Genomic DNA, 23013 nt, shown 5'->3' with positions numbered 1-23013 from the left:
ATATGAAAAATGTTATCGTACTAGGCCTAGGCAGGTTTGGATCTGCCCTAGCCCGCAAGCTATCAGAAAAAAACATAGAGGTCATGGCTGTAGATATGGACTATAACAAGATCCAAAAGCTAGCAGACGATGTGGCCTACACCGCCCAAGCAGACATCACAGACCCTGATGCCCTAAAGGAGCTTGGAATCAAAAACTTTGACATAGCTATAATTGCTACAGGATCAAATCTTGAATCAAGTATAGAGGCGACCCTTCTTTGCAAGGATGCTGGTATTGAAACTGTAATTTCTAAGGCTACATCCCTTGTTCAGGCTAGGATTCTTAAAAAAATCGGGGCAGATAGGATAATTTTCCCAGAAAGAGACAGTGGGGAAAGGCTTGCAAGGCTCATTTCTGGATCAAATCTTATGGAATTTATCCAATTTTCAAATAAATTCTCCATGGCCGAGGTCAAGGCTCACGAGACTTGGGTTGGCAAGAGTCTAAAGGATTTGGACTTTAGAAATAAGTTTGACCTAAACGTGGTGGCCTTTGAGAGAAATGGCGATATGATCGTATCTCCTCGCCCTGATGAGGTCATAGAAGAATATGACCTCCTTGTAATAATTGGAGAAAATAAAGACATAGAAAAAATCGAAGAATGTGATAATTAGGAAAACGAAAGCTTTTATGCAAAGAGCATGGATTAAATATGAAAAAAAATTCATGAAATAGTTTGCATAAGATAAAATTTGTGTTATAATAATAGCAGCTATCAAATTAGCTAGGTTTTTCATTATTAATTCCTTGATGTTTTCCCTTATGAAAACAAGGACTAACTTATTCTTTTCTATGTGAAGGGGCCCTGCCGGGTCCCTTTTCATATTAAGTAATTCTTTTAAAAAACATTTTCTTATGTTATAATAATATCGTAATCTTCTATTAGGGGGAATTTATGAGGATACTTGTAATAGATGCCCAGGGCGGAGGTCTTGGCAAAGAGCTTATAACAAAATTAAGGGCCCGCCACAAAGACCTTGATATAACCTGTGTTGGGACAAATTCTCTAGCCACAAGCGCCATGCTAAAGGCTGGGGCAAATAGGGGAGCCACTGGAGAAAATCCGGTAGTGGTAAATGCTGCCAAGGCTGATATAATCCTAGGACCAATTGGGATTATGCTTACCAATTCCCTATATGGAGAAATCACAGAAAAGATTAGCCAGGCTGTATCCTTATCGCCTGCTATTAAAATCCTAATTCCCTTTAGGCATGATGACAATATAATTGTAGGGATTTCCGATTATTCGATCAAAAAACTTGTCGACCTTGCCATTATAGAAGTTGAAAAGAATTTATAAAATGCAGGAAGCATTTTAGGTCGCAGAAGTGGCCGGGATAAGAATATCCAAACTCCCTCGCTAAAGAGGGGCAAATATTTAAGCAATTATACTAAGAAGGTATAGGAAACTCAGACGGGTGACCTATGCCTATTTTTATTGCAAAAGGAGAATCTATGAAAAAATTATTAGGTAAAACTATAGCTATCTTGGCCCTAAGCCTTGCACTTACAGCTTGTGGGGCCGGGAAAGATGAAGCTAAAACTGAAACAAAAACAGAAACAAAGACACAAGTGGAAACTAGCCATCCAAAGGATGAACTAATCCTTGGCATTGGCTCTGAGCCAGAAAAGGGCTTTGACCCAATCCATGAGGCAAGCCATTCATCAAGTCTCATCTTCCATTCATCCCTACTTAAGAGAGACTTGGATTTAAATATAGTAAATGATTTGGCAGAAGATTATAAAATCTCTGATGATAAGCTTACATACACAGTCACCCTCAAGGACGACCTCAAATTTTCAGACGGAAGTCCCCTTACAGCTGATGATGTAGTATTTTCCTACACCAAGGCCAAGGAAGAAAATACTGCCGGCATCAACCTCACCCGTTTCGTAAAGGCTGAAAAAGTCGACGATAAGACCCTTAACCTTATCCTAGAAAAACCAGACATTTCCTTTACAACCACTATGGCATCCCTTGGAATTGTAAGCAAGGACAAATATAAGGACGGCTACGGGGAAAATCCTGTAGGATCTGGTCCCTTTAAGCTTGTCGAATGGAAAAAGGGTCAAGAGATGATAGTAGCGCCAAATGAATACTATTATGGGGATGCGGTTCCATTTAAGAAGGTGACCTTCATTTTCTTTAAGGATGATGACGCAGCCCTTGCCACAGCCAAGGAAGGCCTTTGTGATATTATTAGAATCCCTTACACAGCCAAGGATATGGAAGTAGAAGGCTTCCACCAGCTTTCAGTTAAAACTGTAGACAATAGAGGCATCTCCCTTCCAGTTGTGGCTAATACTGGAGAGGTCACAGATGATAAGACCCTAGCACCAGGCGCACCAATTGGAAATGACGTTACAAGCGATATAGCCATAAGAAAGGCCCTAAACATAGCCATGGATAGGCAAGAGATAATAGATCATGTCCTAAATGGCGAGGCCACCAAGGCTACATCCATAGCAGATAATCTTCCTTGGTACAATGAGGAAACTGCTGATATAAAGGATGGAGATACAGAAGCTGCCAAGAAAATCCTAGATGAGGCAGGTTGGAAAGAGGGCCCTGACGGCATTAGGGAAAAGGACGGCCTAAAGGCTAAATTTGACCTCTACTATGCCTACCAAGATAGGGAGAATCTCGCAGTATATTTTGCTGAAAAGGCTAAGGAAATTGGCATCGATGTAAATCCAATTTATGGAGATTGGGACTTTTTTGCAGATAAGATGTATAGCCAGGCAGTTCTCTTTGGTTGGGGAGGCTACGACCCACTAGATATGTACTATTCTTATGCTTCAAAATTTAGGGGCTATGACTATTACAATACCAATTTCTATGCCAATGAAAGGGTTGATAAATATTTTGAAGATGGCCTTTCAGCAGATAATTTGGAAGACTTTTATGATAATTTCAAAAAGGCCCAATGGGATGGTGAAGGTGGTTTTTCTTGGAAGGGCGATTGTCCTTGGGTATGGCTTGTAAATGAAAACCACCTCTACCTTGTAAGAGATGGTCTAGAGCTTGGCAAGACAAAGATTGAGCCACACTCATCTCGCTACACCCTTATAGATTCTATAGCCAACTGGAAATGGGAATAAGATGGGGAAGAAAATTTTAAGGGAGCTTGTCACCTTTATTCTTTTCATCCTGGCAGTATCCTTTATAAGTTTTTTGCTCTTGGACCTATCACCAATTGACCCCATAGCCTCCTTTGCCAGGGCTAAGGGAAGTGGGCTTGACCAAAGTCAAAAGGCAGCCCTCATAGCCAAGTGGGGCCTTGATAAGCCCCTTTTTGAAAGATATATAAGTTGGATTTCAAATCTTATTAGGGGCGACTTGGGGATTTCAAATATTTATAATAGGGAGGTTATGACCATAATAAAAGAGGGCTTTGCCAATTCCTTTATGCTGATGGCCCTAGCCTGGATTTTGCAAGGGGTCTTGGGGATTTTCCTAGGCCTAGTTGCTGGTGCAAATATAGGCAGCCTTAGGGATAAATTTATCAAGGCCTATGCCATTATTTTTGCATCGACTCCTAGCTTTTGGCTAGGCCTGGTCCTTATTATGATTTTTTCCCTTAAGCTTAAGATTTTTCCAGCCTCCATGGGCTCACCTGTGGGAGTTTTGACAGAAGATATCAGCTTTGCTGATAGGCTATACCATATGGTTTTGCCATGTCTTTGCATAAGTTTGGTTGGGACTTCAAACATAATCCTCCACACCAGGGCCAAGACCGAAGATATCCTAAATGAGGATTATATCACCTATGCCAAGGCCCGTGGCATGAGTAAAAGAGAAATTATTAACAAGTATGCCCTTAAGAATTTGATTTTACCAGGCCTTAGCCTGCTCTTTACTTATTTTTCGGAGCTTTTTTCTGGGACGATTTTAGTTGAAAATGTCTTCAACTATCCAGGCATTGGGTCCCTGACCGTAGAAGCTGGCCTTAGGTCTGATGCGCCACTGCTTTTGGGCCTGGTTCTCTTTTCTTCGATTTTTGTCTATCTTGGCAATAGGCTTTGGGATTTAATCCTGCCAAGGCTTGACGTAAGACTAGGAGGGGCCTATGAATAGGATATTAATCAAGAAATCTTCTATGAGCCTTAGGAAAAAGACCCTTATAGGGATTGGCCTTGCTATAGCTTTTGTGGCCTTTATCTTTATCAGAGGGGCTATGATTAATGAAAATGACCTTGCAATTGACTTTGCAAATAAATTACAAGGACCAAGTCTTTCTCACATATTTGGGACAGACCAGACCGGTAGGGACATGTATTTAAGGACAATCAAGGGCCTTGCCACTTCCATAAAGATTGGCTTTTTGGGCTCTCTTTCAGCCCTCCTTGTGGCAAGTGTCTTCGCCCTTTTCTTATCTTTTGGCAATAAGTATCTGGATAAGGTAATTAATTTTATAATTGACCTAAGCCTTTCCATTCCCCACATGATGGTCCTAATCCTAGTGGCAATTGCTGCAGGAAGAGGCCTTAGGGGAGTTATACTTGGAATAGGCCTTACCCACTGGACAGGCCTTACCAGGCTTTTGAGGGGAGAAATTCTTGCTCTCAAGGATGAAAATTATATAAAGATATCAAGGGCAATGGGCAAATCTAGGCTTTATATTTTTAAAAACCACATCCTGCCAGAGATTTTCCCCCAGATGCTTGTAGGCCTTATTTTGCTCTTTCCCCACGCCATCCTTCATGAGTCAGCCATTTCCTTTCTGGGCTTTGGCCTTTCCTTATCCAGCCCATCTATAGGAATAATCTTATCAGAATCGATGAAATACCTCATAGGTGGATCTTGGCATTTGGCATTTTTCCCGGGACTTTTGCTTTGCTTTTTGGTTTTTGCCATAAATAGGCTGGGCGAGGATATCAAACATTTGCTAGATCCTTACTCATATCACAGGTGATTTTATGAATATATTAGAAGTTAAAAATTTAAATGTGGCCTTTGACCAATACAGCAAGGGCTTGAGGCGAAGAAGGCTTGATATAATTAAAAATCTAAGCCTTGATGTCAGGGAGGGTGAAATTATGGCGATTTTTGGGGCATCAGGCTCTGGAAAAAGCCTCTTAGCTGCCGCCATCCTTGGTCTTTTGCCCTACAATGGCTTTTGCGAGGGAGAAATCCTCTATAAGGGGAAAATTCTTGACCAAAATCTTTTAGACAGGGTCAGGGGCAGGGAAATATTTTTCATTCCCCAGTCAATTACATCCCTTAATCCACTTTTAAAGACTAAGGACCAAGCCAGGATGACCCTTAAAAGGGAGGAGTATCATAAGCAAAGACAGGTCTACCAATCTTTTGGCCTGGGGAGTGATGTTGATGATATGTATCCAAGAGAGCTTTCTGGTGGTATGGCTAGGAGGGTCCTTGTAAGTGATGCCATCTTAAGTGGGGCAGATTTTATAATTGCAGATGAACCGACCCCTGGCATGGATAAAGAGGCTACGGATGAGATTGTCAGCTATTTTAAAAAGATGAAGGAAGCTGGCAAGACCCTCCTTCTTATAAGCCACGACATAAATATGGCACTTGCCTGTGCCGATAGGATTGGGATTTTTTATGAGGGAGAGATTATAGAAGTAGGGGATAGGTCTGCCTTTGCTAATAAGGGGGCAGGCCTTACAAATCCCTATTCTAAAAGGCTTATAAGGGCCCTGCCTGAAAATGGCATGAACTTAGACAGGATAGAAAATGATTGAAGTAAAGAATTTGTCCTTTTCCTATGATGGGAAGAGGGATATTATAAAAAATTTAAGCCTTAACTTAAAAAGAGGTGAGGTACTAGGTCTTGTGGCCCCATCTGGTTACGGCAAGTCGACTCTTGGCAAACTTATGGCTGGTTTCATCAAGGCTCCAAGGGGGACTGTCCTTGTAGATGGCAAGGATATTAGAGACCTTAAGGGCTTTTTGCCAGTTCAAATGGTTCACCAAAATCCAGAAAAGAATGTAAATATCACTTGGAAGGTGGGAAAGATTTTAAATGAAGGTTGGCTTGTTTCTGATGAAATAAAAAAGGCCTTTGGCATTAGGGAAGAATTCTTAGAAAAATTCCCTGTAGAGCTATCAGGCGGTGAACTCCAAAGAATTTGCCTGGCAAGAGTCATGGGAGATTCTTGCAAATACCTTATAGCAGATGAAGTCACAAGCATGCTTGATACTATAAACCAGGCTGAGATTTGCAAGATTTTGCTAGACTTTGCCAAAAATAAAAAGGTCGGCATCCTCTTTATTTCCCATAACAAGGCCCTTTTGGACCTCATAGCTGATAGGATAATCGACCTTAGAGATATAAATAAGGAAAGCTGCGACAAAAAATAGCTTGTTGTGGCTTTTTTGTTTGAGTATAGCCTGCTGGCTCGTGGAGGCAAATATTTTTAAAAATATACTGCAAAGTTTTTAAAAATATGTTAAAATATAGTTAATAAAACTTTATGGACATAAAAGGAGTAAATTATGGCAAAAAATTTCAGAGGTAAATCATTTCTAAAACTTCTTGATTTCTCATCAGCAGATATCAGATACCTTTTAGACCTAGCAAAAAACTTCAAAGACATGAAAAGAGCTGGTGTTCCTCACAGATATCTTGAGGGCAAAAATATAGCAATCATCTTTGAAAAAACATCCACAAGAACCAGATGTTCTTTCGAAGTAGGAGCCTATGACCTAGGCATGGGAGTAACCTACCTTGACCCAACAGGTTCACAAATGGGCCATAAGGAATCTGTAGCCGACACTGCCAGAGTCCTTGGCAGGATCTATGATGGTATAGAATTTAGGGGCTTTAAGCAAGAACACGTAGAAGAGCTTGCAAAATACTCAGGTGTACCAGTTTGGAACGGCCTAACAGACCAATGGCACCCAACCCAAATGCTAGCCGATGTCCTAACAATCGAAGAGCACTTTGGTTATTCTAAGGGCCTTAAATTCGTATATTTCGGCGATGCTAGAAATAATATGGCCAATTCCCTAATGGTAGTTTGTGCAAAACTAGGTATAAATTTCGTAGCCTGTGCTCCAAAAGAGCTCTTCCCAGAAGAATGGCTAGTTGAAGAATGCAAGAAAATTGCCAAAGAAAACTTCTCAACAGTAACCCTTACAGAAGATGTCAAGGAAGCAGCTACAAATGCCGATGTAATCTACACAGATGTGTGGGTATCAATGGGTGAGCCAGCTGAAGAATGGGAAAGAAGGATCAAGATCTTAAAACCTTACCAAGTTAGAAAAGAAATCATGGACATGGCCAACAAAGAAGCCATCTTCCTCCACTGCCTACCAGCCTTCCACGACAAGGAAACCAAGGTTGGCAAGGAAATCTTTGAAAAATATGGTCTTGACTCAATCGAAGTTACAGATGAAGTCTTTGAATCAAAACAATCCCTAGTCTTTGACGAAGCAGAAAACAGGATGCACACCATAAAAGCAGTAATGTATGCAACTTTATGCTAGATAGCGAATATCACCTGGCCCTAGGATAATCCTAGAGCTGGGTTTTGTTTTAAAAAACTTTTTAGGAAAGGCTCTTTGATAAGCCTTGCCCTAGTTTTTAGCCATATGATTGGTATGGTAAAAGTAGTCTAATAAATTTAAAAGAAAATAGGCGATAAGAATCGTTAATTAAATCTCTACATAAGGAAATAAGATGGACAAGCTTGATGTAAATAAAAATCTAAAAAAAGATATAAGCGCCGAGGTCTTTATATTTTTGGGCCTCTTTTTGGGACTTTTTATCTATATGGCAAATATTATGGGTGGGACAAACATGGTCAAGACCATGATGCTCACCTCCTTTGACCTCTTGATGAATGTTTGCTTCTACCTGATGGCGGTGGCAGTTCTTGCGGGAGGCCTTTCTGCAATTTTTTCAGAATTTGGGGTAATTGCACTGGTAAATAAGGTTCTTTCTAAGCTCATGGGCCCTATCTATGACCTACCAGGAGCAAGCTCTCTAGGAGTTTTATCCTGCTTTATGTCTGATAACCCAGCCATCCTCACCTTGGCTAGGGATGATAATTTTAGGATGTATTTTAAAAAATACCAGATGCCAGCCCTAACAAACCTAGGCACAGCCTTTGGCATGGGCCTTATTACAGTCACATCTATGATGGCCCTGCCTGTTGAGGCTTCCCTAAAGGCGGCCATAGTTGGCCTAATGGGAGCAGTCTGCGGATCTATCGTATCAGTAAGGCTTATGATTAGAAAGACCAAAAAATATTACGGGACAGAAGAAATGGTAGAAACCAAGTCTGTAAAGCCTATCCCTGCTGGCTTTAGGCAGGTAAGAGAAGGCTCTGTCGGCTCTAGATTTATCACAGCCCTCCTTGATGGGGGCAGGGTCGGAGTAGACATGGGAGTGGCCATAATTCCTGGGGTTTGCCTTATTTGTACCTTTGTAATTATGCTAACAAATGGGCCAGGAGCAAATGGCTATACAGGAGAAGCCAACCAAGGCATAGCCCTCCTTCCAGTAATCGGTGAGAAATTATCCTTTATAATAAATCCAATTTTTGGCTTTAAAAGCCCAGAGGCCATAGCCGTTCCAATCACAGCCCTAGGCTCAGCAGGAGCTGCCATAGGCCTTGTGGCAGATATGGCAGGCAGGGGAATAATTTCAGGCAATGACATAGCAGTTTTCACATCTATCTGTATGTGTTGGTCAGGCTATCTATCAACCCACATAGCCATGATGGATGCCCTAGATACCAAGGAAATGACAGGCAATGCCATAATTTGCCACACCATAGGGGGTCTATGTGCAGGATTTTTTGCCCATTTGCTTTGGACTTTGCTTGCCTTCTTGTAAGATTGATGTTAAATTTTAAAAATAAAAAGGAGTAGACATGGAATTTAAACTAGCAGAACTTGCCTTGCCAGATTTTTCTAAGGAAGAATTTACCAAGGCGGAAAATATTAAAACTTGCCCAGCAGAAGCTGATGGCATAGCCCCAGATGGCTTTTACCTTACCCACCACAAGCCTACATTTTATAAGGTTGATGGCAAGTTTACCCTACCAGACCACAACAGTCTTAACTGTGTGGCAAGCCTTGTTGATGGGGAAATTATAATCAAGGAAATTAGGGAAATTAAAAAGGGCGACCAAATAGTATTAGGCAGGGAAGGAAATCTAGAAGAAGGGATTTTTTTCGATGAAAATGCCTTTGGAGCCGATGCCTACTCCAAGCCAGGCAGGTCAGTTGAGACTTCTTCTTCAAGAGACTATGACTATTTATTTGAACTTTTAAAACACGAAAGAGATTCTGAAGATGGCTATATAGTTTGGGTCCTAGGCCCTGCAGTTGTCTTTGACTATGATACAAGAAATGCCTTAAATGCCTTGGCTAAAGAAGGTTATATAGATAGCCTTCTTGGCGGTAATGCCATGGCAACCCACGACCTTGAGGGAGGATATTTAAATACAGCCCTTGGCCAAAATATCTACACCCAAGAAAACCAACCAATGGGTCACTACAACCACCTAGACCTCTTAAACGAAGTAAGGATAGCAGGCTCTATCAAAGAATTTATCAAAGAAGGCCATGTCAAAGACGGCATTATCAAGACCCTAGCAGGAATGGACGTGCCATTTGTCCTTTCAGGGTCAATTAGAGATGACGGCCCACTTCCAGAGGTCATCGGCGATACAGATAAGGCCCTTACAGAAACTAAAAAAGAGCTAGATAAGGCCACAGTTATAATTTGTATAGCAACCATGCTCCACTCACTTTCAGTGGCAAATATGGCCTCATCCTACAGGAAGAGAGCTGACGGCAAGGTTTCTCCAGTCTACCTATATTCTGTCGATGTTACTGAAAATGTCGTCCACAAGGTAGAAGCAGCCAGGGAAAGCCTCGCAGTAGTGCCAATGGTGACCAATGTCCAAGACTTTGTAGTCAACCTCCAAAAGGCCCTAGTAGATGATAAAAATAGCCAGAAAGGAGAAAAGTAATGAGCCTAGAAATGCCAAAATACCATCATCCAGATTTTGATCAGGATTTTCTAAAAAATGCTCCAAATGTGACCCTAGAGGAAGTTACAGTTGATGGCCTAAGCCCTAGAAATTACCACGCCTTATCAGTTTATCCTGAATATTTCAAGATAAACGGCAAATGGGTCCTAGCCGGCCAGTCAAGAATGGATACAGTCTGTGTAGCAAATGACACAGAGGGCGGAGAGAGCGTGGATATTGTCGAATTTAGAAATCTAAAAAAAGGCGATAAGGTAGTTATCGGCCGCACCGAAGACGCTTCTGAGGGAATTTATGTGTGGACAGAGGGCTTTTTAGAGCCAGATGACCACGTTGATACCTTCGCCTTTAGGGCAGGCAGGTCTCGTGAAACAGCCTTTTCCATGGACTATGACAATCTTTATGAAGTTCTCAAACACGAAAAGGAAAATGGGGGCTATGTGACCCTAATTGTCGGCGCTGCCCTAGCCTTAGACCGTGACTCAAGACTTGCCCTAGAAAGGCTAATAAGAAATGGCTATGTAAATGCCATCTTTTGCGGTACAGAAACAGCTGCCTTTGACCTAGAAAAGGGAATCTATGGCACATCTTGGGGCCAAGAACATTTTGAAAAAGAGCAAAACACCACAAGAAACCTCTTTGAGACCATCAACCTTGCCAGAAAATATGGGTCAACTAAGGCCCTTGTAGAAAGCGGTCTTGTTAAGGATGGCTTTATGAAGGCAAGTGTGGAGATGGATATACCAGTTGTAATTGCAGGCACCATCAGAGATAGGCTTGGCCTACCAGAGACAATAAACAATGTCTACCAGGCCCAAAATGAGATGAGAAAACACGCAAGAAAGACATCCACAATCATAATGATGTCTGCGATTCTTTACACAATTGCCACAGGCAACATGACCCCATCATATAATATCTTTGATGAAAAGGTCAGACCTGTCTATATGTATACCATCGACATCCAAGAATTTGCTGTAAACAAACTCTCAGACAGGGGTACAGTCACAGCAGTATCTATGGTAACAAACGTCCAAGATTTCATCAGAAATGTGGACAGGGCCCTTAATTTATAGAAATTTAGCCGGTATAATCCGGCTTTTCTTTTGGCCAAAATTTTCATAAAAACCTTTGCATTATCATGCTTAACAATGCTATAATTAATATAAGAGATAATATTTATAAATTTTTATCATAATTAAGATTTATAAATATTATTCAAATTTTATGAAAGGAATCATCTATGAACAATCAAGAATTGGCGAAAATTATCGTCGACAAGGTTGGCGGCAAGGATAATATCACATCCTACCAGCACTGCGCCACAAGACTAAGGCTAGTCCTAAAGGACTTTGATAAGATTGACAGGGATTTTATCGATGACCTAGAAGGCGTTCAAGGCACAAACATTGCCAATGGCCAATATCAAGTAATCCTTGGCCCTGGCAAGGTCAACCTAGTTACAGGAGAGGTAGGAAAAATCGTTGGAGAAAGCGGAGAAGCCCAGGCAAGTGATGCGCCAAAGGGCAATATCCTCCAAAGAGGGGTCAAGGTCTTATCTGATATCTTTGTCCCAATCATTCCAGCCATAGTTGCTGCCGGTCTTTTGATGGGTATAAACAACATCTTAACCAGTCCATTTTTTAATGGCAGGACAGATTCGATTATTAGCCTTTATCCACAAATAGCAGACCTGGCTAATATGATCAATGTCTTCTCATCAGCAGCCTTTGCCTTCCTTCCAGTCCTCATAGGCTTTTCTGCGACTAAGAAATTTGGAGGCAATCCATTTTTAGGAGCTGCCATGGGTATGATTATGGTCCACCCAGAGCTTTTAAATGCCTATGCCTTAGGTACAACAGCCCCTGCTGATGTGCCAGTTTGGAATATTTTGGGCCTTGCAATTCCAGCCGTTGGCTATCAAGGAACAGTTTTACCAGTTCTTGCCGTATCTTGGATACTTGCAAAGATTGAAAACTTCCTCCACGATAAGACCCCAATCTGGCTAGATAACCTTACAACTCCACTTCTAGCGACCCTAGTAACAGGTTTTATCACCTTTATCCTAGTTGGTCCAATCATGAGAAGCGCTGGTGATATGCTTACAAACGCCATCACCTTTATCTATACCAAGCTTGGTTTTGTGGGCGGGGCAATCTTTGGTCTGCTTTATGCACCAATTACCCTTACAGGTATGCACCATTCCTTTATACCAATTGAGACCCAACTTATTGCAAATCAAGCTGTGTCAGGTGGATCCTTTATCTTCCCAACAGCATCAATGAATAACGTTGCCCAAGGAGCTGCAGTTATAGCTGTCCTTCTTACAACAAAGAATGAAAAAATGAAATCAACCGCTGCTGCATCAGGTGTGTCAGCCATGCTTGGAATCACAGAGCCTGCTATGTTTGGTATCACCCTAAGGCTAAGATATCCATTTATAGCTGCGATCATCGGTTCTGCAGCAGGTTCTGCCTACATTGCCTTAAGACATGTTCTTGCCGTTGCCCTAGGCGCTGCAGGTATACCTGGTATCATCTCAATTAGACCAGAAAACTGGCTTGACTTTATAATCGGCCTTTTAATTGCAATGGTCGTAGCCTTTGGCCTAACAATTTTCTTTGGCAAATCAAATATGTTTGCAGCAAAGGAAAAATCAGCCCCAAAAGCAAAAGAACAGCCAAAAGCTCCAGAAAAGCCAGTTGAAAAACCAGCAGAAAAAGAAGAAGTAAAGGCAGCCACATCTAAAAAGGAAATAATCGAAATCTTTAACCCTGTAAAGGGCGAGGTCTTTAATGTCAGCCAATCAGTTGACCAAACCTTCGCATCAAAGATGATGGGCGATGGAGTTTGCATCAACCCAAGCGAGGGAAGAGTTTACGCCCCATTTGACGGTGAAGTTGCATCAATTTTCCCTACAGGCCATGCTGTAACCCTAAGTTCAGAAGATGGAATAAATGTCCTAATCCACGTCGGGGTAGACACAGTTTCCCTAGATGGTCAGGGTTTCACCAAGCATGTAAAAGATGGGGATAAGGTAAAAACAGGCGACCTTCTAATCGAATTTGACTCAGACCTTATTAAATCCAAGGGCCTATCTGACCAAACCATGGTAATAATCATGGATTCAGATGGTATGGATATCAAATTTAAGCAGGGCCTAAGAGATAAGGCTGCCAAGATAATGGAGATTAAAAATGCTTGATAGGAAAATCTACCAAGAAAATTCCGCAAAATTACAAAAAATGAAGGAAGAAGTGGAAAAAGATCCACTTCTTCTAGCTTATCACATCTATCCAGAGACAGGTTGGCTAAATGACCCAAACGGCCTTTGTCAGATGAACGGAACCTATCATTTTTATTACCAAGCTTCACCTCTTGATGAAAATAGGGGCGATATTGGATGGGGCCATGTCTCAAGTCCTGACCTTATAAATTATAAGAGAGAAGATTTTTTCATCTTTCCAGATAGTAAGTATGACAAGAATGGTGCCTACTCAGGTTCAGCCTTTATAGAAGATAATAAGCTTTCATTCTTTTACACAGGCAATGTCAAATATCCGGGCGACTTTGATGGGATTAACGAAGGCAGAGAACACAACACCCTAAGAATAGATTCTGATGCCTATACCTATGATGAAAAAATCCTCATAATGGATAATGACGATTATCCAGCTGACATGACCAAGCACATCAGAGACCCTAAAATCTATAAGAAAGACGGGACCTACTATATGTTTTTGGGAGCCAGGTCCAAGGTTGATAAGGGTATGGTCCTAGTTTTCAAATCAGAAAATTTAAGAGATTTCACCTACCACATGAGAATAGAAACTGCCTATGATTTTGGCTATATGTGGGAGTGCCCAGACTTTTTTGACCTAGGTGATAAGCAAATCCTAATTTGCTGCCCACAGGGCCTTGCAAGTGAGAAATACAAGTATCAAAATATTTACCAGTCAGGATATTTTTTCATAGACCTAGATTTAGAAAATAAGACCTACAAGCTAGGAGAATTTGAAGAGCTAGACTACGGTTTTGACTTCTACGCCCCACAGACCTTTGAGGATGAAAAGGCAAGAAGAATCCTTGTAGGCTGGATGGGAATCCCAGATGCAGACTACACCAACCCATCAGTCAAATACAAATGGCAACACGCCCTAACTATCCCAAGAGAGCTAAAAATCAAAAATAATAGGCTAATCCAAGAACCTCTTGAAGAGCTTAAATCCCTAAGAGATGAAAAAATAGACCTAGAAAAGGGAAAGCTTTACGAAGAATTGACCTTTGAAGCCTGTGCTTACAATATAAAGGGCGATTTTAAGATTTATTTAAGACCTGATGCAACTCTAGCCTACAGAGACGGCATCTTATCCCTAAAAATGGGCAAGTCTGGCTCGGGAAGAGATGAAAGGTTTATAAAAATAGATAAAATCACAAGCTTAAGAATATTTTCAGATAGGTCATCCCTAGAAATCTTCATAAACGGAGGCGCCTACGTCATGACCACTAGGGTCTACGCCGAGGATGGATATTTCAAAGCAGAAGACCTAGATTTTGAAATCTACCGACTAGAATCATTTAAATTTTCTTAAAAATAAAGTAAAAGCTCTCAGCCGGGAGCTTTAATTTTTTAAAGGAGACCTATGGAAACCTACACAAATAAATTTCACTCAAAGAACCTCTACATAAAAATAAAAGACATGAGTCAAATAAAGCCAGAAGACTTTGATAAGCTCATAAAAAAATCCGGCAAGGCTTTGCAAATAGGCCTTTATTCGGATCAGGAAGATGTCATAGCTTTTATAAAAAAGTGCGGCTTTAGCCTAAGGCGAGTAACCTACGAATTAGAAGTAGGAAAAGCCGACCTAAAAAATCCCCTCATCGATAAGGGACTAAAGCTTAAAAAAACCACAAAGGGCCAAAAATCCTACCATACTTGTCTAAAGCTTCTTTATGATTATTACAAAAAAACCCACCAAAGCATAAACCCCCTAAGCCTGGGCCTAGAAGAATTTGCATGTACAATCCTAGAAAATGCCCTATATTATGAAGAAAAAGGTCAAATTATCTTTGCAGCCTTCCTAGAAGCTGACGAAATAGCCTATTTAGCAGGCTTTGACCTTAAAAATCCAAAAGATTTAATAGGGGCCACCCTTCTAGAAGCTTACAAAACAAATGATAAAATCTTCTTCGAAGCAGACACGACAGACCCCTTGGCAAGCATGATGAAAGACTTCTTCAAAGAAAACTCAGAGCCTACTTATGAAACTTATGTAAAGTGTAAATAAAAATCTCCAAGCGAGTATTTACAATAAATTCGCTTGGAGATTATTTTATTTAAAGATATCTTTAGATATTTCTGCCCTCATGGTCATATTTGGGTTTACCACTTGGCAAGAAATTAGGTCTACTGCCATGGTCATGAGCATATTTGTGTCATAGAAATCTAGGTCGGTTTTTTTCATGATTAGGTCAGCCATGTTTGCAAGAGCAAGGTCGCTTGCCTCATCGATAGACTTTCTAGAGCCAAGGGTGATATATTTATTATCCACATCTATCATTGGTGTCTTGTAGGCAAAATCCTTCACCACTTCCACCTTAAGCTCAACAGCTCCATTGATTTCAAGGGCACAGCCGCCAACTTCACCATCACCCATAGCAGCGTGGAGGTCGCCTAGGGCAAGGAGAGCTCCTTCTACATTTACAGGTAGGTACAAAATAGCCCCTTCCTTAACCTGGGTACAGTCCATATTTCCACCGTGATCGTGTGGTGCACCTGTTGGTATGGCTTCTCCTGCTGGAGCTGTTCCAATTACACCAACCATCTTATTTAGAGGAAACTCTAGTCCCCTAAAGTAAGCCCTATCTCCCTTTACATCGACCATCCTAGCCTTAGGCATGTCAATCTTATCGCCAAGCCTTCCAAGGCCCTTTTCAACCATGGATAGACCTTGGTCCACCACTTCTATTTTTTCAATAGTCACCTTTAAAACATCACCTGGCATGGCTCCTTCAACAAAAAGTGGACCTGTGGCAGGATTTACCTTGTCAAAATCAACCCCACTAAGCTCTTGGTCTTCGCTAGTTACCTCGCATGAGAAACAATCAAGAGTTTCAAAACGAACCTTATCCCCATCCTTGGCCCTAGCAGCTTCCTTATTATTTTTATCCATGGCATAAATTACCATATTAGTATCAATTTTAATCATGCTTTCTCCTTTGAAAATAATATAGAAAATATTATACCACGTTAAAGAATAAAATCAAAGAAGGAAATGTATATACAAATGATTTACAAAAATAACATTTGTCATATAATAAGAAAAAAGGAGGAAATCATGGCCAAGACATCAAACCTAGTTGTAAGACTTGAACCAGAAGTCAAAGAAAAGGCTGAGGCAATCTTTAAAAAGATGGGGATTTCAGCATCTACAGCTGTAGATATGTTCTATAGGCAGGTAATAGTAGACGGGGGCATGCCCTTTGCAGCCAAGATCAAAAAGCCAGTAGACATAGCTGACCTTAGTAGGGAAGAAATAGATGATTTAATTCTAGAAGCTATAGAAGCTAGCAAAAGAGGAGAGTATACTGATTTAGACACAGCCTTTGAAGAAATCTTAGAACATGCTAAATAATTTTAATTAATTAATAAAAATAGAAAGAGAGAAAATTATGTATCCATATGGCTTATATTTTGACAAGACTATGATATTAGTCCTCATAGGTTTTGTTATTTCAATGCTTGCCCAGGCAAATATACAAAGTAAATATAGAAAATACGAGAAAATCAAATCAAAAAGAGGAATAACAGGAGCAAGGGCAGCTCAAATGGTCCTAGATTATAACAATTACAATGATATCACAATCAAAAGGGTAAGGGGGTCACTTTCTGACTACTTCAACCCAGTCACAAAAGAAGTAGCCCTATCAGATGGGTCCTTTACCGATTCCTCAATAGCAAGCCTTGCCGTAAGCCTACACGAAATAGGCCACGTTATCCAATATAAGGAAGGCTACTTGCCACTGCAAATCAAATCCTTTATAGTACCAGCAGTAAATCTAGGCTCAAAACTATCCATGCCAGTTTTGATAGGAGGCTTAATACTTTCAAAGCAGAAACTAGTAAGCCTAGGCCTAATCCTATTTTCGCTAACACTTATATTTCAGCTAGTAACCCTACCGGTAGAATTTAACGCCAGCAAAAGGGCCCTAGTTGTCCTAGAAAGAGCAAACATCCTAGAAGCAAGCGAAATACCAGGAGCAAAAGAAATGCTGGGTGCAGCTGCGCTTACTTATGTGGCAGCTACTATAACAACTGCTTTGCAGTTTTTAAGATTGATAATACTATTTGGTAATAACAATAGAAGGGGAGATTAAGGGAGAATTCCCTTAATAATCCCTTTTTCTATATATTAAATATAATATTATTATTTATTTTAATTCTTCGTAATTTTATCTTTTATTAAATGATTATTATATACTATTGAATCTTCGTAATAAGGGGGAACGCTAAGGGGGCGGCAGAGGCCCCCTCCAGCTTTCCCCCTTACACCCCCATTTCCCTCACCCCCTCTGCTCCTTAGGCGGAGTGCGAAACAGGAAGATTTTTTTCAAAAATCTTCTTTAGTATGGTGGATTACTTCGTATTTAGGTGGCCTTGTCTTTACTGATTTAAAATCAAAAGCCCCCTAAAAATCACAATCTAGCCTAACTGGGCTTTTGGTTGTTACTAGTCGTCTTAGTAGTTACAATATTTTTATTTAAATGTAGTTGTCAGTGTGATTTTCTTTACGGGTACTTTTTATTTTAAATCTCCCGACCTTGGGATAGTTATTCTGTTTTCTGAGAGAATATTAACGTCTAATTAGTTCTAAAGCTCGTTTTCCTCTGGAAAACATTGCAATAAGTGCAGCTAAGGAAGAAGGTAATAAGACATACATAATTAAAATTGTCAATTATTTTAAATCGAGGAAGCGTTAAGAAAATTTTGTTGAGCGAAACGAAGTGAAGCGAATCTAAATTTTTAGCTGACGAGATTTGAAATAATAGATTTTGCTCCAGGATGAATTGCAGTCAGGTCTAACAAAGAAGATTGCCAGAGGCAATCTTCAATTTGCCCTCTGCAAGAGTCGCTTGCGGGGGGTAACGGAGTGGGGGTGTAAGGGGGAGGCCGATGGGGACCCATGCGAAAGGGTCCCTGGGCCTCCCCCTTTGTACGAAGGGATATGTTTATAATAATAATTTATTTTGAGAATAAGTTACGAAGGACAACAGTTAATAATAATATGATATTGTATAATAAAAAAGGGGATTATTAGGGGGCCAAGCCCCCTAAAATATTTTTATCTTGGATAAAAAATTGTAAATTCCTACTTATCTAGTATAATTTACCTAAGAAGCAAGTGCTTCTTTTATTTAACAGATGATGGTCAGGGATAGTCAGTATCTTTTGACCTTTACTAGAATCTTAATTTAGCCATGATTAAGATTTTATTATAGAATATTAGAAAGATTGAAGGTGATTTTATGGCAGGTCTTACTAATCAGATTGAAAGATTTTTGAAACTCATGCTTGAAGATAGCGTCGATGGGGCTCTTGAGATTGGGCGAAATGACTTGGCAAGCAGGTTTGATTGCTCGCCTAGTCAGATTAACTATGTCTTATCTACTAGATTTACCCCTTACAATGGCTATCTTATCGAAAGTAAGCGTGGTGGTAATGGTTTTATCAAAATTATTACCATTGTCGAAGAGGATGATTATATAAGTTATTTGTCAAAGAATCTCAAGAAGGAAATGAGTCAATCCAATGCTTATAGCTTGTTTGATGATCTTTTTGAGAGGGAGTATTTGACTGAAAATGAACTTTTGATGGCAAAATATGCCACTAGCGATAAATCTTTGGCCGATATCGAGCCAAGGGGTAGAAATAAAGTTAGAACAAGTATTGTAAGAAGCCTTCTTCTAAGTATACTAGCGAGGAGTTAATTATGAAATGTGATAAATGCGGAAAAGATGCGACTGTAAGCCTTAAGGTGATTTTTAATGGCAATAGTCATGACATCCACCTCTGCCAGGATTGCGTCAAAAAATACGCCAAGCTTCCTAAGGATGAGGATGTTAGCCAGATTCCTGCTGAAAATCTTAATTTTGATCCCAAGGCTCTTGAAGGCCTTATCAAAAATTTCGTCCCTAGCCTTGATGAAGTGATTAATTCTTATTATGAATATAAATTTAATCAAAATAACAAAGATTTAGAATATATTATGAACCTTGATGACAAGTCCTGCCCTTATTGTGGCAATCTTGAGTCAAATATCAGGGAGGGAATCTTTGGTTGCCCTCATTGCTATAATCTGAATAAAAATTTAACTGAAAAGGTCCTTAAGACCTACAATAATTTATCAGAATACAAGGGCCGCTTCCCAAAGGCAGAAAGAGAATTTAGGCAGGTCGCCCAAAGGATTAAAGACCTTTCCCAAAAGCTTGCTGAATCTGTTGAAACAGAGGATTACGAGCTTGCAGCTAATATAAAAGAAGAAATTGAACAACTAAATATGAAGGTGAAAAATTGAAAGAATTTAGCAAGGATATAATAATTTCTTCCAATCTTTCTCTAAGGAGAAACCTCAAAGGTTATGATTTTCCAACAACTATGACCTATGATGAGAGCCTGGTTATACTTGATATATTTAAAAATATCTTTGATGACAAGCTCCTTCTCCTATCTGATCTTGACGATGAAACAATCGATAGCTTAATTGACCAGATGATTTTAAGCGAGGATGCTACAGACAAGCTTGCCCAAATAGGCCTAGTTTTTGAGGGGGATACGACCCTGGTTATTAATGACAGAGACCATCTTTCTATAAACATTTCAGGCTTTGACTTGGATCTTAACTCAGCCTATATGAGGGCAAGTGAGATTGAAAAGGTCCTTGATGACCACTTGGATTTCGCCTTTTCTGGTGAATATGGTTACCTTACCAGTGGGGCGAGAAATTCTGGAAATGGTCTAGAAATAGCGCTCAAGGCCTTCCTTTTCGGATTGATTGACAATTCAAAGACTTACTTTGGTTTCAAGCAAGCCATGGTATACGCCGGCATGTTTCCAAGACATTACATCCCTAAGGGCCTAAAGTCCTACGCAGATAAGGTCTATCTGCTCAAAAATTATGGCAATTATAGGGAAGATGTCTATTCATATCTAGCAAGTGTGGAAAATGACCTGGCGACTATTGTCAAAAATGAGAGAAGATTTAGAAGAGATTACAAGGTTTTAAACAACATAGACGATAGAAAAGTAAGAGAAGAAATAAAAATAATTGAAAACCAACTAGCAAATAATTTGGTAGATTCAAGGGAAAATCTAGCCCAAAATCTCTATGACCTTAAGAAATATAGGATTTTGGACTATGAGACATCTTTTGACAATGACCAGATCGATTATTTGCTAAGAAATATAAATAGTCATAAATACAAGGATAATTTCGACCAGGCAAGGTCAGATTTTATCAAGAAATATATGGGAGAGCATTATGGAAAACAATAGACTTAATAGACTTACCCAGCAAGCAAGACGTGAGTCTTACGGCCTAAACCATGATTATATAGGCACTGAACACCTCTTGCTTGCCCTAATGAAGACAGGTTCGAATGCCAATAAGGCCCTTGAGGCGGCTGGCGCTAATTACGACCTGCTTCGCTCAATAGTCATAAATAATATAGGCAAGGGCACAGCCATAAGGCCAGCCACAGAATATAGCAAGAAGGTAAGAAAAACCTTGGAAACTGCGAGGTTTTACGCCAAGCAAAGAAGGGATTTGACCACAAGCGAGGAGGATGTCCTCCTAGCTATCCTAAATGATGAAGATTCCTTCACCAATATCATGTTCCTCCTATCTGGAGTGGACAAGGAAGAAATCAAGAAAAACCTAAGGGATTTAAGCAAACAGGCCAAGCAAGGCGAAAAATCAAAGGCAGCCTTTAGCGAAAATATAACTAAATTTACCACCAGTCTCAACGAAATGGCAGAAAATGGCAGGATTGACCCGGTTATAGGTAGGGATGAAGAAATAAAAAGAATCGTCCAAATCCTGATGAGAAGGACAAAAAACAACCCAATCCTAATCGGCGAACCAGGTGTAGGAAAAACAGCCATCGCAGAAGGCCTAGCAGCCCAAATTGTCGAAGGCAAGCTTCCAGCCATCATGAAGGGCAAGACAATCCTATCCCTTGATATGGCAAGCATGATTGCAGGCACCAAATACAGGGGAGACTTTGAAGAAAGGCTTAAAAAGCTCTTTGAAGAAGCCGCCCAAGCTGACAATCTCATTCTTTTCATAGATGAGTTTCACATGGTTCTTGGGGCAGGAGCTGCGGAAGGATCAATGGATGCAGCCAATATCCTAAAGCCAATCCTTGCCAAGGGCGATATCCAGATAATAGGGGCTACAACCATCGATGAATACAGAAAACACGTCGAAAAGGATTCAGCCCTCACCCGTCGTATGCAGCCAATCCAAGTCGATGAGCCAAGCGTGGAAGATGCCAAGAAGATAATACATGGTCTAAAGGATAAATACGAAGACCACCACGATGTCAAAATCACAGATGCGGCAGTAGATGCGGCAGTTGACCTATCAGATAGGTATATTACAGATAGGTTCCTCCCAGATAAGGCCATCGACCTCATAGATGAGGCAAGCTCTAAGGTGAGAATTGCAGCCTTTAAGGAAAATCCTGAAAAGGAAGACCCAGAAGATACCCTAGAAGATTTGAAAAATCAGAAAGACCAAGCAGTAGCTGACCAAGATTTTGAAAAGGCAGCCAAGCTTCGTGATATAATCAACCAAAAGAAATTCGACCTAGAAAATAAAGAGGAAGAAGAAGTCTCAGAGGCCCTAGCTATAGGATATGAAGATATAGCAAATATAGTCGCTAGCTGGTCCAAAGTCCCAGTAGAAAGGCTAACAGAAGATGAAAAGGCCAAATATGCAAAGCTTGATACAAATCTAGCAGGCACAGTCATCGGCCAAAATGAAGCCATAGAATCTGTAGCCCACGCCATAAAAAGGGCAAGAGTCGGGCTTAAAAATCCAAACAAACCAATAGGGTCCTTCATCTTTGTAGGTCCAACTGGTGTAGGCAAAACCTACCTAGCCAAAAGCCTAGCCAAGGAGCTCTTCGGTTCAGAAGAAAACCTAATCAGGATGGACATGAGTGAATATATGGAGAAATTCGCAGTCTCAAGACTAGTGGGATCTCCTCCAGGCTATGTGGGTTATGAGGAAGGCGGCCAGCTTACAGAAGCAGTCAGGACCCACCCATACTCAGTAATCCTCTTTGATGAAATCGAAAAGGCCCACCCAGATGTCTTCAACCTCCTCCTCCAAATTCTAGATGACGGAAGGCTCACAGACGGCCAAGGCAGGACAGTAGATTTCAAAAACACAATCATAATAATGACCTCAAATGTCGGTGTAGCAAGCCTTAACAAGTCCACATCCATAGGCTTTAGTCTAGCAGAAGATGAAGAGGCAGCTGACAATGAAAAGGCCAAGGAAGTAATTGGCCAGGCTATCAAAGATTCCTTTGCCCCAGAGTTTTTAAATAGGCTAGATGAAGTAATCATGTTCAACGCCCTAGGTAAGAAGGACATCAAGGAAATCACAGGCCTCATGCTAGAAAAAACCAGGGCAAGGCTTAGGGAAATCGGCATAGAAATAGTCTATGATGACAAATTAGTCGACCTTCTAGCCAAGGAGGGCTTTAACAGCGAATACGGAGCAAGACCTCTAGAACGCCACATCACAAAGATGATTGACGATAGGCTAGCAGAAGATATCCTAGATAATAAGCTAGATAAGGACATGACAATCAGAATATCAGTCAGAAACGGCTCCCTAGTCTTTATAAATATAAGCAAGACCAAGGTCGCAGAAAAAATCAAAAAAGAGGCCTTAGGGGTTAAATAAGAACAAGAGCAGACCTAAT

Annotated in this window: 21 protein-coding genes; 20 read left to right on the top strand and 1 reads right to left on the bottom strand. The window is 40.5% G+C overall.

The genetic code is table 11. The features are described 5' to 3' along the window. Nucleotides 1-2: 2 nt before the first annotated feature. From RRB46_RS08430 to RRB46_RS08365, 14 genes are all read left to right on the top strand, one after another. The gene (locus RRB46_RS08430) at nucleotides 3-656 is read left to right on the top strand and encodes a TrkA family potassium uptake protein (RefSeq protein WP_296128771.1); all 654 of its coding nucleotides are present in this window, start codon (nucleotides 3-5) and stop codon (nucleotides 654-656) included. A 281-nt stretch (nucleotides 657-937) separates the two neighbouring features. Then, complete coding sequence (locus RRB46_RS08425; RefSeq protein ID WP_311538202.1) at nucleotides 938-1342, top strand: DUF3842 family protein; 405 nt, start codon at nucleotides 938-940, stop codon at nucleotides 1340-1342. 155 nt (nucleotides 1343-1497) lie between these two features. Further along, entirely contained in the window at nucleotides 1498-3144 is a 1647-nt protein-coding gene (locus RRB46_RS08420) for an ABC transporter substrate-binding protein (RefSeq protein ID WP_311538201.1), read from the top strand. Between the two features lies 1 nt (nucleotide 3145). Continuing rightward, entirely contained in the window at nucleotides 3146-4120 is a 975-nt protein-coding gene (locus RRB46_RS08415) for an ABC transporter permease (RefSeq protein WP_311538200.1), read from the top strand. Then, nucleotides 4113-4958: an ABC transporter permease gene (locus tag RRB46_RS08410; RefSeq protein WP_311538199.1), complete on the top strand. Its 846-nt coding sequence runs from the start codon at nucleotides 4113-4115 to the stop codon at nucleotides 4956-4958. Before RRB46_RS08415 ends, RRB46_RS08410 begins: the two co-directional genes overlap by 8 nt. Before the next feature lie 4 nt (nucleotides 4959-4962). Then, on the top strand, nucleotides 4963-5754 hold the full coding sequence (locus RRB46_RS08405; RefSeq protein WP_311538198.1) for an ATP-binding cassette domain-containing protein: 792 nt from the start codon (nucleotides 4963-4965) through the stop codon (nucleotides 5752-5754). Continuing rightward, nucleotides 5747-6373 carry an ATP-binding cassette domain-containing protein gene (locus tag RRB46_RS08400; protein WP_311538197.1) on the top strand — a complete coding sequence of 209 codons (627 nt, stop codon included), beginning with the start codon at nucleotides 5747-5749 and terminating at the stop codon, nucleotides 6371-6373. Before RRB46_RS08405 ends, RRB46_RS08400 begins: the two co-directional genes overlap by 8 nt. A 135-nt stretch (nucleotides 6374-6508) precedes the next feature. Next, entirely contained in the window at nucleotides 6509-7501 is a 993-nt protein-coding gene (gene argF / locus RRB46_RS08395) for an ornithine carbamoyltransferase (RefSeq protein ID WP_311538196.1), read from the top strand. Nucleotides 7502-7694: 193 nt separating this feature from the next. Further along, nucleotides 7695-8855 carry a hypothetical protein gene (locus RRB46_RS08390; protein ID WP_311538195.1) on the top strand — a complete coding sequence of 387 codons (1161 nt, stop codon included), beginning with the start codon at nucleotides 7695-7697 and terminating at the stop codon, nucleotides 8853-8855. Between the two features lie 37 nt (nucleotides 8856-8892). Further along, nucleotides 8893-9999 (top strand): hypothetical protein, encoded by a 1107-nt coding sequence (locus RRB46_RS08385; protein ID WP_311538194.1) that lies wholly within the window; start codon nucleotides 8893-8895, stop codon nucleotides 9997-9999. Continuing rightward, nucleotides 9999-11093: a hypothetical protein gene (locus RRB46_RS08380; RefSeq protein WP_311538193.1), complete on the top strand. Its 1095-nt coding sequence runs from the start codon at nucleotides 9999-10001 to the stop codon at nucleotides 11091-11093. The genes RRB46_RS08385 and RRB46_RS08380 overlap by 1 nt, the downstream gene beginning before the upstream one ends. Nucleotides 11094-11260: 167 nt before the next feature. Next, a complete protein-coding gene (locus RRB46_RS08375; RefSeq protein ID WP_311538192.1) occupies nucleotides 11261-13222 on the top strand; it encodes a sucrose-specific PTS transporter subunit IIBC in 1962 nt (653 codons plus the stop codon). Then, a complete protein-coding gene (locus tag RRB46_RS08370; RefSeq protein ID WP_311538191.1) occupies nucleotides 13215-14609 on the top strand; it encodes a glycoside hydrolase family 32 protein in 1395 nt (464 codons plus the stop codon). Before RRB46_RS08375 ends, RRB46_RS08370 begins: the two co-directional genes overlap by 8 nt. Nucleotides 14610-14660: 51 nt before the next feature. Then, the gene (locus RRB46_RS08365; RefSeq protein WP_311538190.1) at nucleotides 14661-15305 is read left to right on the top strand and encodes a hypothetical protein; all 645 of its coding nucleotides are present in this window, start codon (nucleotides 14661-14663) and stop codon (nucleotides 15303-15305) included. Between the two features lie 45 nt (nucleotides 15306-15350). Here RRB46_RS08365 and RRB46_RS08360 read toward each other — a convergent pair whose 3' ends face one another. Next, nucleotides 15351-16226, bottom strand: coding sequence for an acetamidase/formamidase family protein (locus tag RRB46_RS08360; protein ID WP_311538189.1), 876 nt, complete (start codon nucleotides 16224-16226; stop codon nucleotides 15351-15353). Between the two features lie 129 nt (nucleotides 16227-16355). Between RRB46_RS08360 and RRB46_RS08355 the strand changes: the two genes are divergently transcribed. From RRB46_RS08355 to RRB46_RS08330, 6 genes are all read left to right on the top strand, one after another. Beyond that, nucleotides 16356-16652 carry a type II toxin-antitoxin system RelB/DinJ family antitoxin gene (locus RRB46_RS08355; RefSeq protein ID WP_311538188.1) on the top strand — a complete coding sequence of 99 codons (297 nt, stop codon included), beginning with the start codon at nucleotides 16356-16358 and terminating at the stop codon, nucleotides 16650-16652. Between the two features lie 37 nt (nucleotides 16653-16689). Next, on the top strand, nucleotides 16690-17394 hold the full coding sequence (locus tag RRB46_RS08350) for a zinc metallopeptidase (RefSeq protein ID WP_311538187.1): 705 nt from the start codon (nucleotides 16690-16692) through the stop codon (nucleotides 17392-17394). Between the two features lie 1149 nt (nucleotides 17395-18543). Continuing rightward, the gene (locus RRB46_RS08345; protein ID WP_311538186.1) at nucleotides 18544-19005 is read left to right on the top strand and encodes a CtsR family transcriptional regulator; all 462 of its coding nucleotides are present in this window, start codon (nucleotides 18544-18546) and stop codon (nucleotides 19003-19005) included. Nucleotides 19006-19007: 2 nt separating this feature from the next. Further along, entirely contained in the window at nucleotides 19008-19592 is a 585-nt protein-coding gene (locus RRB46_RS08340) for a UvrB/UvrC motif-containing protein (RefSeq protein WP_311538184.1), read from the top strand. After that, nucleotides 19589-20569 (top strand): ATP--guanido phosphotransferase, encoded by a 981-nt coding sequence (locus RRB46_RS08335; RefSeq protein ID WP_311538183.1) that lies wholly within the window; start codon nucleotides 19589-19591, stop codon nucleotides 20567-20569. Before RRB46_RS08340 ends, RRB46_RS08335 begins: the two co-directional genes overlap by 4 nt. Beyond that, nucleotides 20556-22994 carry an ATP-dependent Clp protease ATP-binding subunit gene (locus tag RRB46_RS08330; protein WP_311538182.1) on the top strand — a complete coding sequence of 813 codons (2439 nt, stop codon included), beginning with the start codon at nucleotides 20556-20558 and terminating at the stop codon, nucleotides 22992-22994. Before RRB46_RS08335 ends, RRB46_RS08330 begins: the two co-directional genes overlap by 14 nt. The last annotated feature ends 19 nt before the right edge of the window (nucleotides 22995-23013 follow it).

Origin of the sequence: uncultured Anaerococcus sp., assembly GCF_963512375.1 — a bacterium.
In the GTDB taxonomy this organism is placed as follows: domain Bacteria; phylum Bacillota; class Clostridia; order Tissierellales; family Peptoniphilaceae; genus Anaerococcus.
Note: the sequence above shows the minus strand (reverse complement) of the source record. Positions and strands in the feature narration are given on the sequence as shown.

What these genes read in the sequence shown, in the direction of transcription:
- RRB46_RS08430 (WP_296128771.1), top strand. Translation starts at nt 3, where the DNA reads ATGAAAAATGTTATCGTACTAGGCCTAGGCAGGTTTGGATCTGCCCTA.
- RRB46_RS08425 (WP_311538202.1), top strand. Translation starts at nt 938, where the DNA reads ATGAGGATACTTGTAATAGATGCCCAGGGCGGAGGTCTTGGCAAAGAG.
- RRB46_RS08420 (WP_311538201.1), top strand. Translation starts at nt 1,498, where the DNA reads ATGAAAAAATTATTAGGTAAAACTATAGCTATCTTGGCCCTAAGCCTT.
- RRB46_RS08415 (WP_311538200.1), top strand. Translation starts at nt 3,146, where the DNA reads ATGGGGAAGAAAATTTTAAGGGAGCTTGTCACCTTTATTCTTTTCATC.
- RRB46_RS08410 (WP_311538199.1), top strand. Translation starts at nt 4,113, where the DNA reads ATGAATAGGATATTAATCAAGAAATCTTCTATGAGCCTTAGGAAAAAG.
- RRB46_RS08405 (WP_311538198.1), top strand. Translation starts at nt 4,963, where the DNA reads ATGAATATATTAGAAGTTAAAAATTTAAATGTGGCCTTTGACCAATAC.
- RRB46_RS08400 (WP_311538197.1), top strand. Translation starts at nt 5,747, where the DNA reads ATGATTGAAGTAAAGAATTTGTCCTTTTCCTATGATGGGAAGAGGGAT.
- argF (WP_311538196.1), top strand. Translation starts at nt 6,509, where the DNA reads ATGGCAAAAAATTTCAGAGGTAAATCATTTCTAAAACTTCTTGATTTC.
- RRB46_RS08390 (WP_311538195.1), top strand. Translation starts at nt 7,695, where the DNA reads ATGGACAAGCTTGATGTAAATAAAAATCTAAAAAAAGATATAAGCGCC.
- RRB46_RS08385 (WP_311538194.1), top strand. Translation starts at nt 8,893, where the DNA reads ATGGAATTTAAACTAGCAGAACTTGCCTTGCCAGATTTTTCTAAGGAA.
- RRB46_RS08380 (WP_311538193.1), top strand. Translation starts at nt 9,999, where the DNA reads ATGAGCCTAGAAATGCCAAAATACCATCATCCAGATTTTGATCAGGAT.
- RRB46_RS08375 (WP_311538192.1), top strand. Translation starts at nt 11,261, where the DNA reads ATGAACAATCAAGAATTGGCGAAAATTATCGTCGACAAGGTTGGCGGC.
- RRB46_RS08370 (WP_311538191.1), top strand. Translation starts at nt 13,215, where the DNA reads ATGCTTGATAGGAAAATCTACCAAGAAAATTCCGCAAAATTACAAAAA.
- RRB46_RS08365 (WP_311538190.1), top strand. Translation starts at nt 14,661, where the DNA reads ATGGAAACCTACACAAATAAATTTCACTCAAAGAACCTCTACATAAAA.
- RRB46_RS08360 (WP_311538189.1), bottom strand. Translation starts at nt 16,226, where the DNA reads ATGATTAAAATTGATACTAATATGGTAATTTATGCCATGGATAAAAAT.
- RRB46_RS08355 (WP_311538188.1), top strand. Translation starts at nt 16,356, where the DNA reads ATGGCCAAGACATCAAACCTAGTTGTAAGACTTGAACCAGAAGTCAAA.
- RRB46_RS08350 (WP_311538187.1), top strand. Translation starts at nt 16,690, where the DNA reads ATGTATCCATATGGCTTATATTTTGACAAGACTATGATATTAGTCCTC.
- RRB46_RS08345 (WP_311538186.1), top strand. Translation starts at nt 18,544, where the DNA reads ATGGCAGGTCTTACTAATCAGATTGAAAGATTTTTGAAACTCATGCTT.
- RRB46_RS08340 (WP_311538184.1), top strand. Translation starts at nt 19,008, where the DNA reads ATGAAATGTGATAAATGCGGAAAAGATGCGACTGTAAGCCTTAAGGTG.
- RRB46_RS08330 (WP_311538182.1), top strand. Translation starts at nt 20,556, where the DNA reads ATGGAAAACAATAGACTTAATAGACTTACCCAGCAAGCAAGACGTGAG.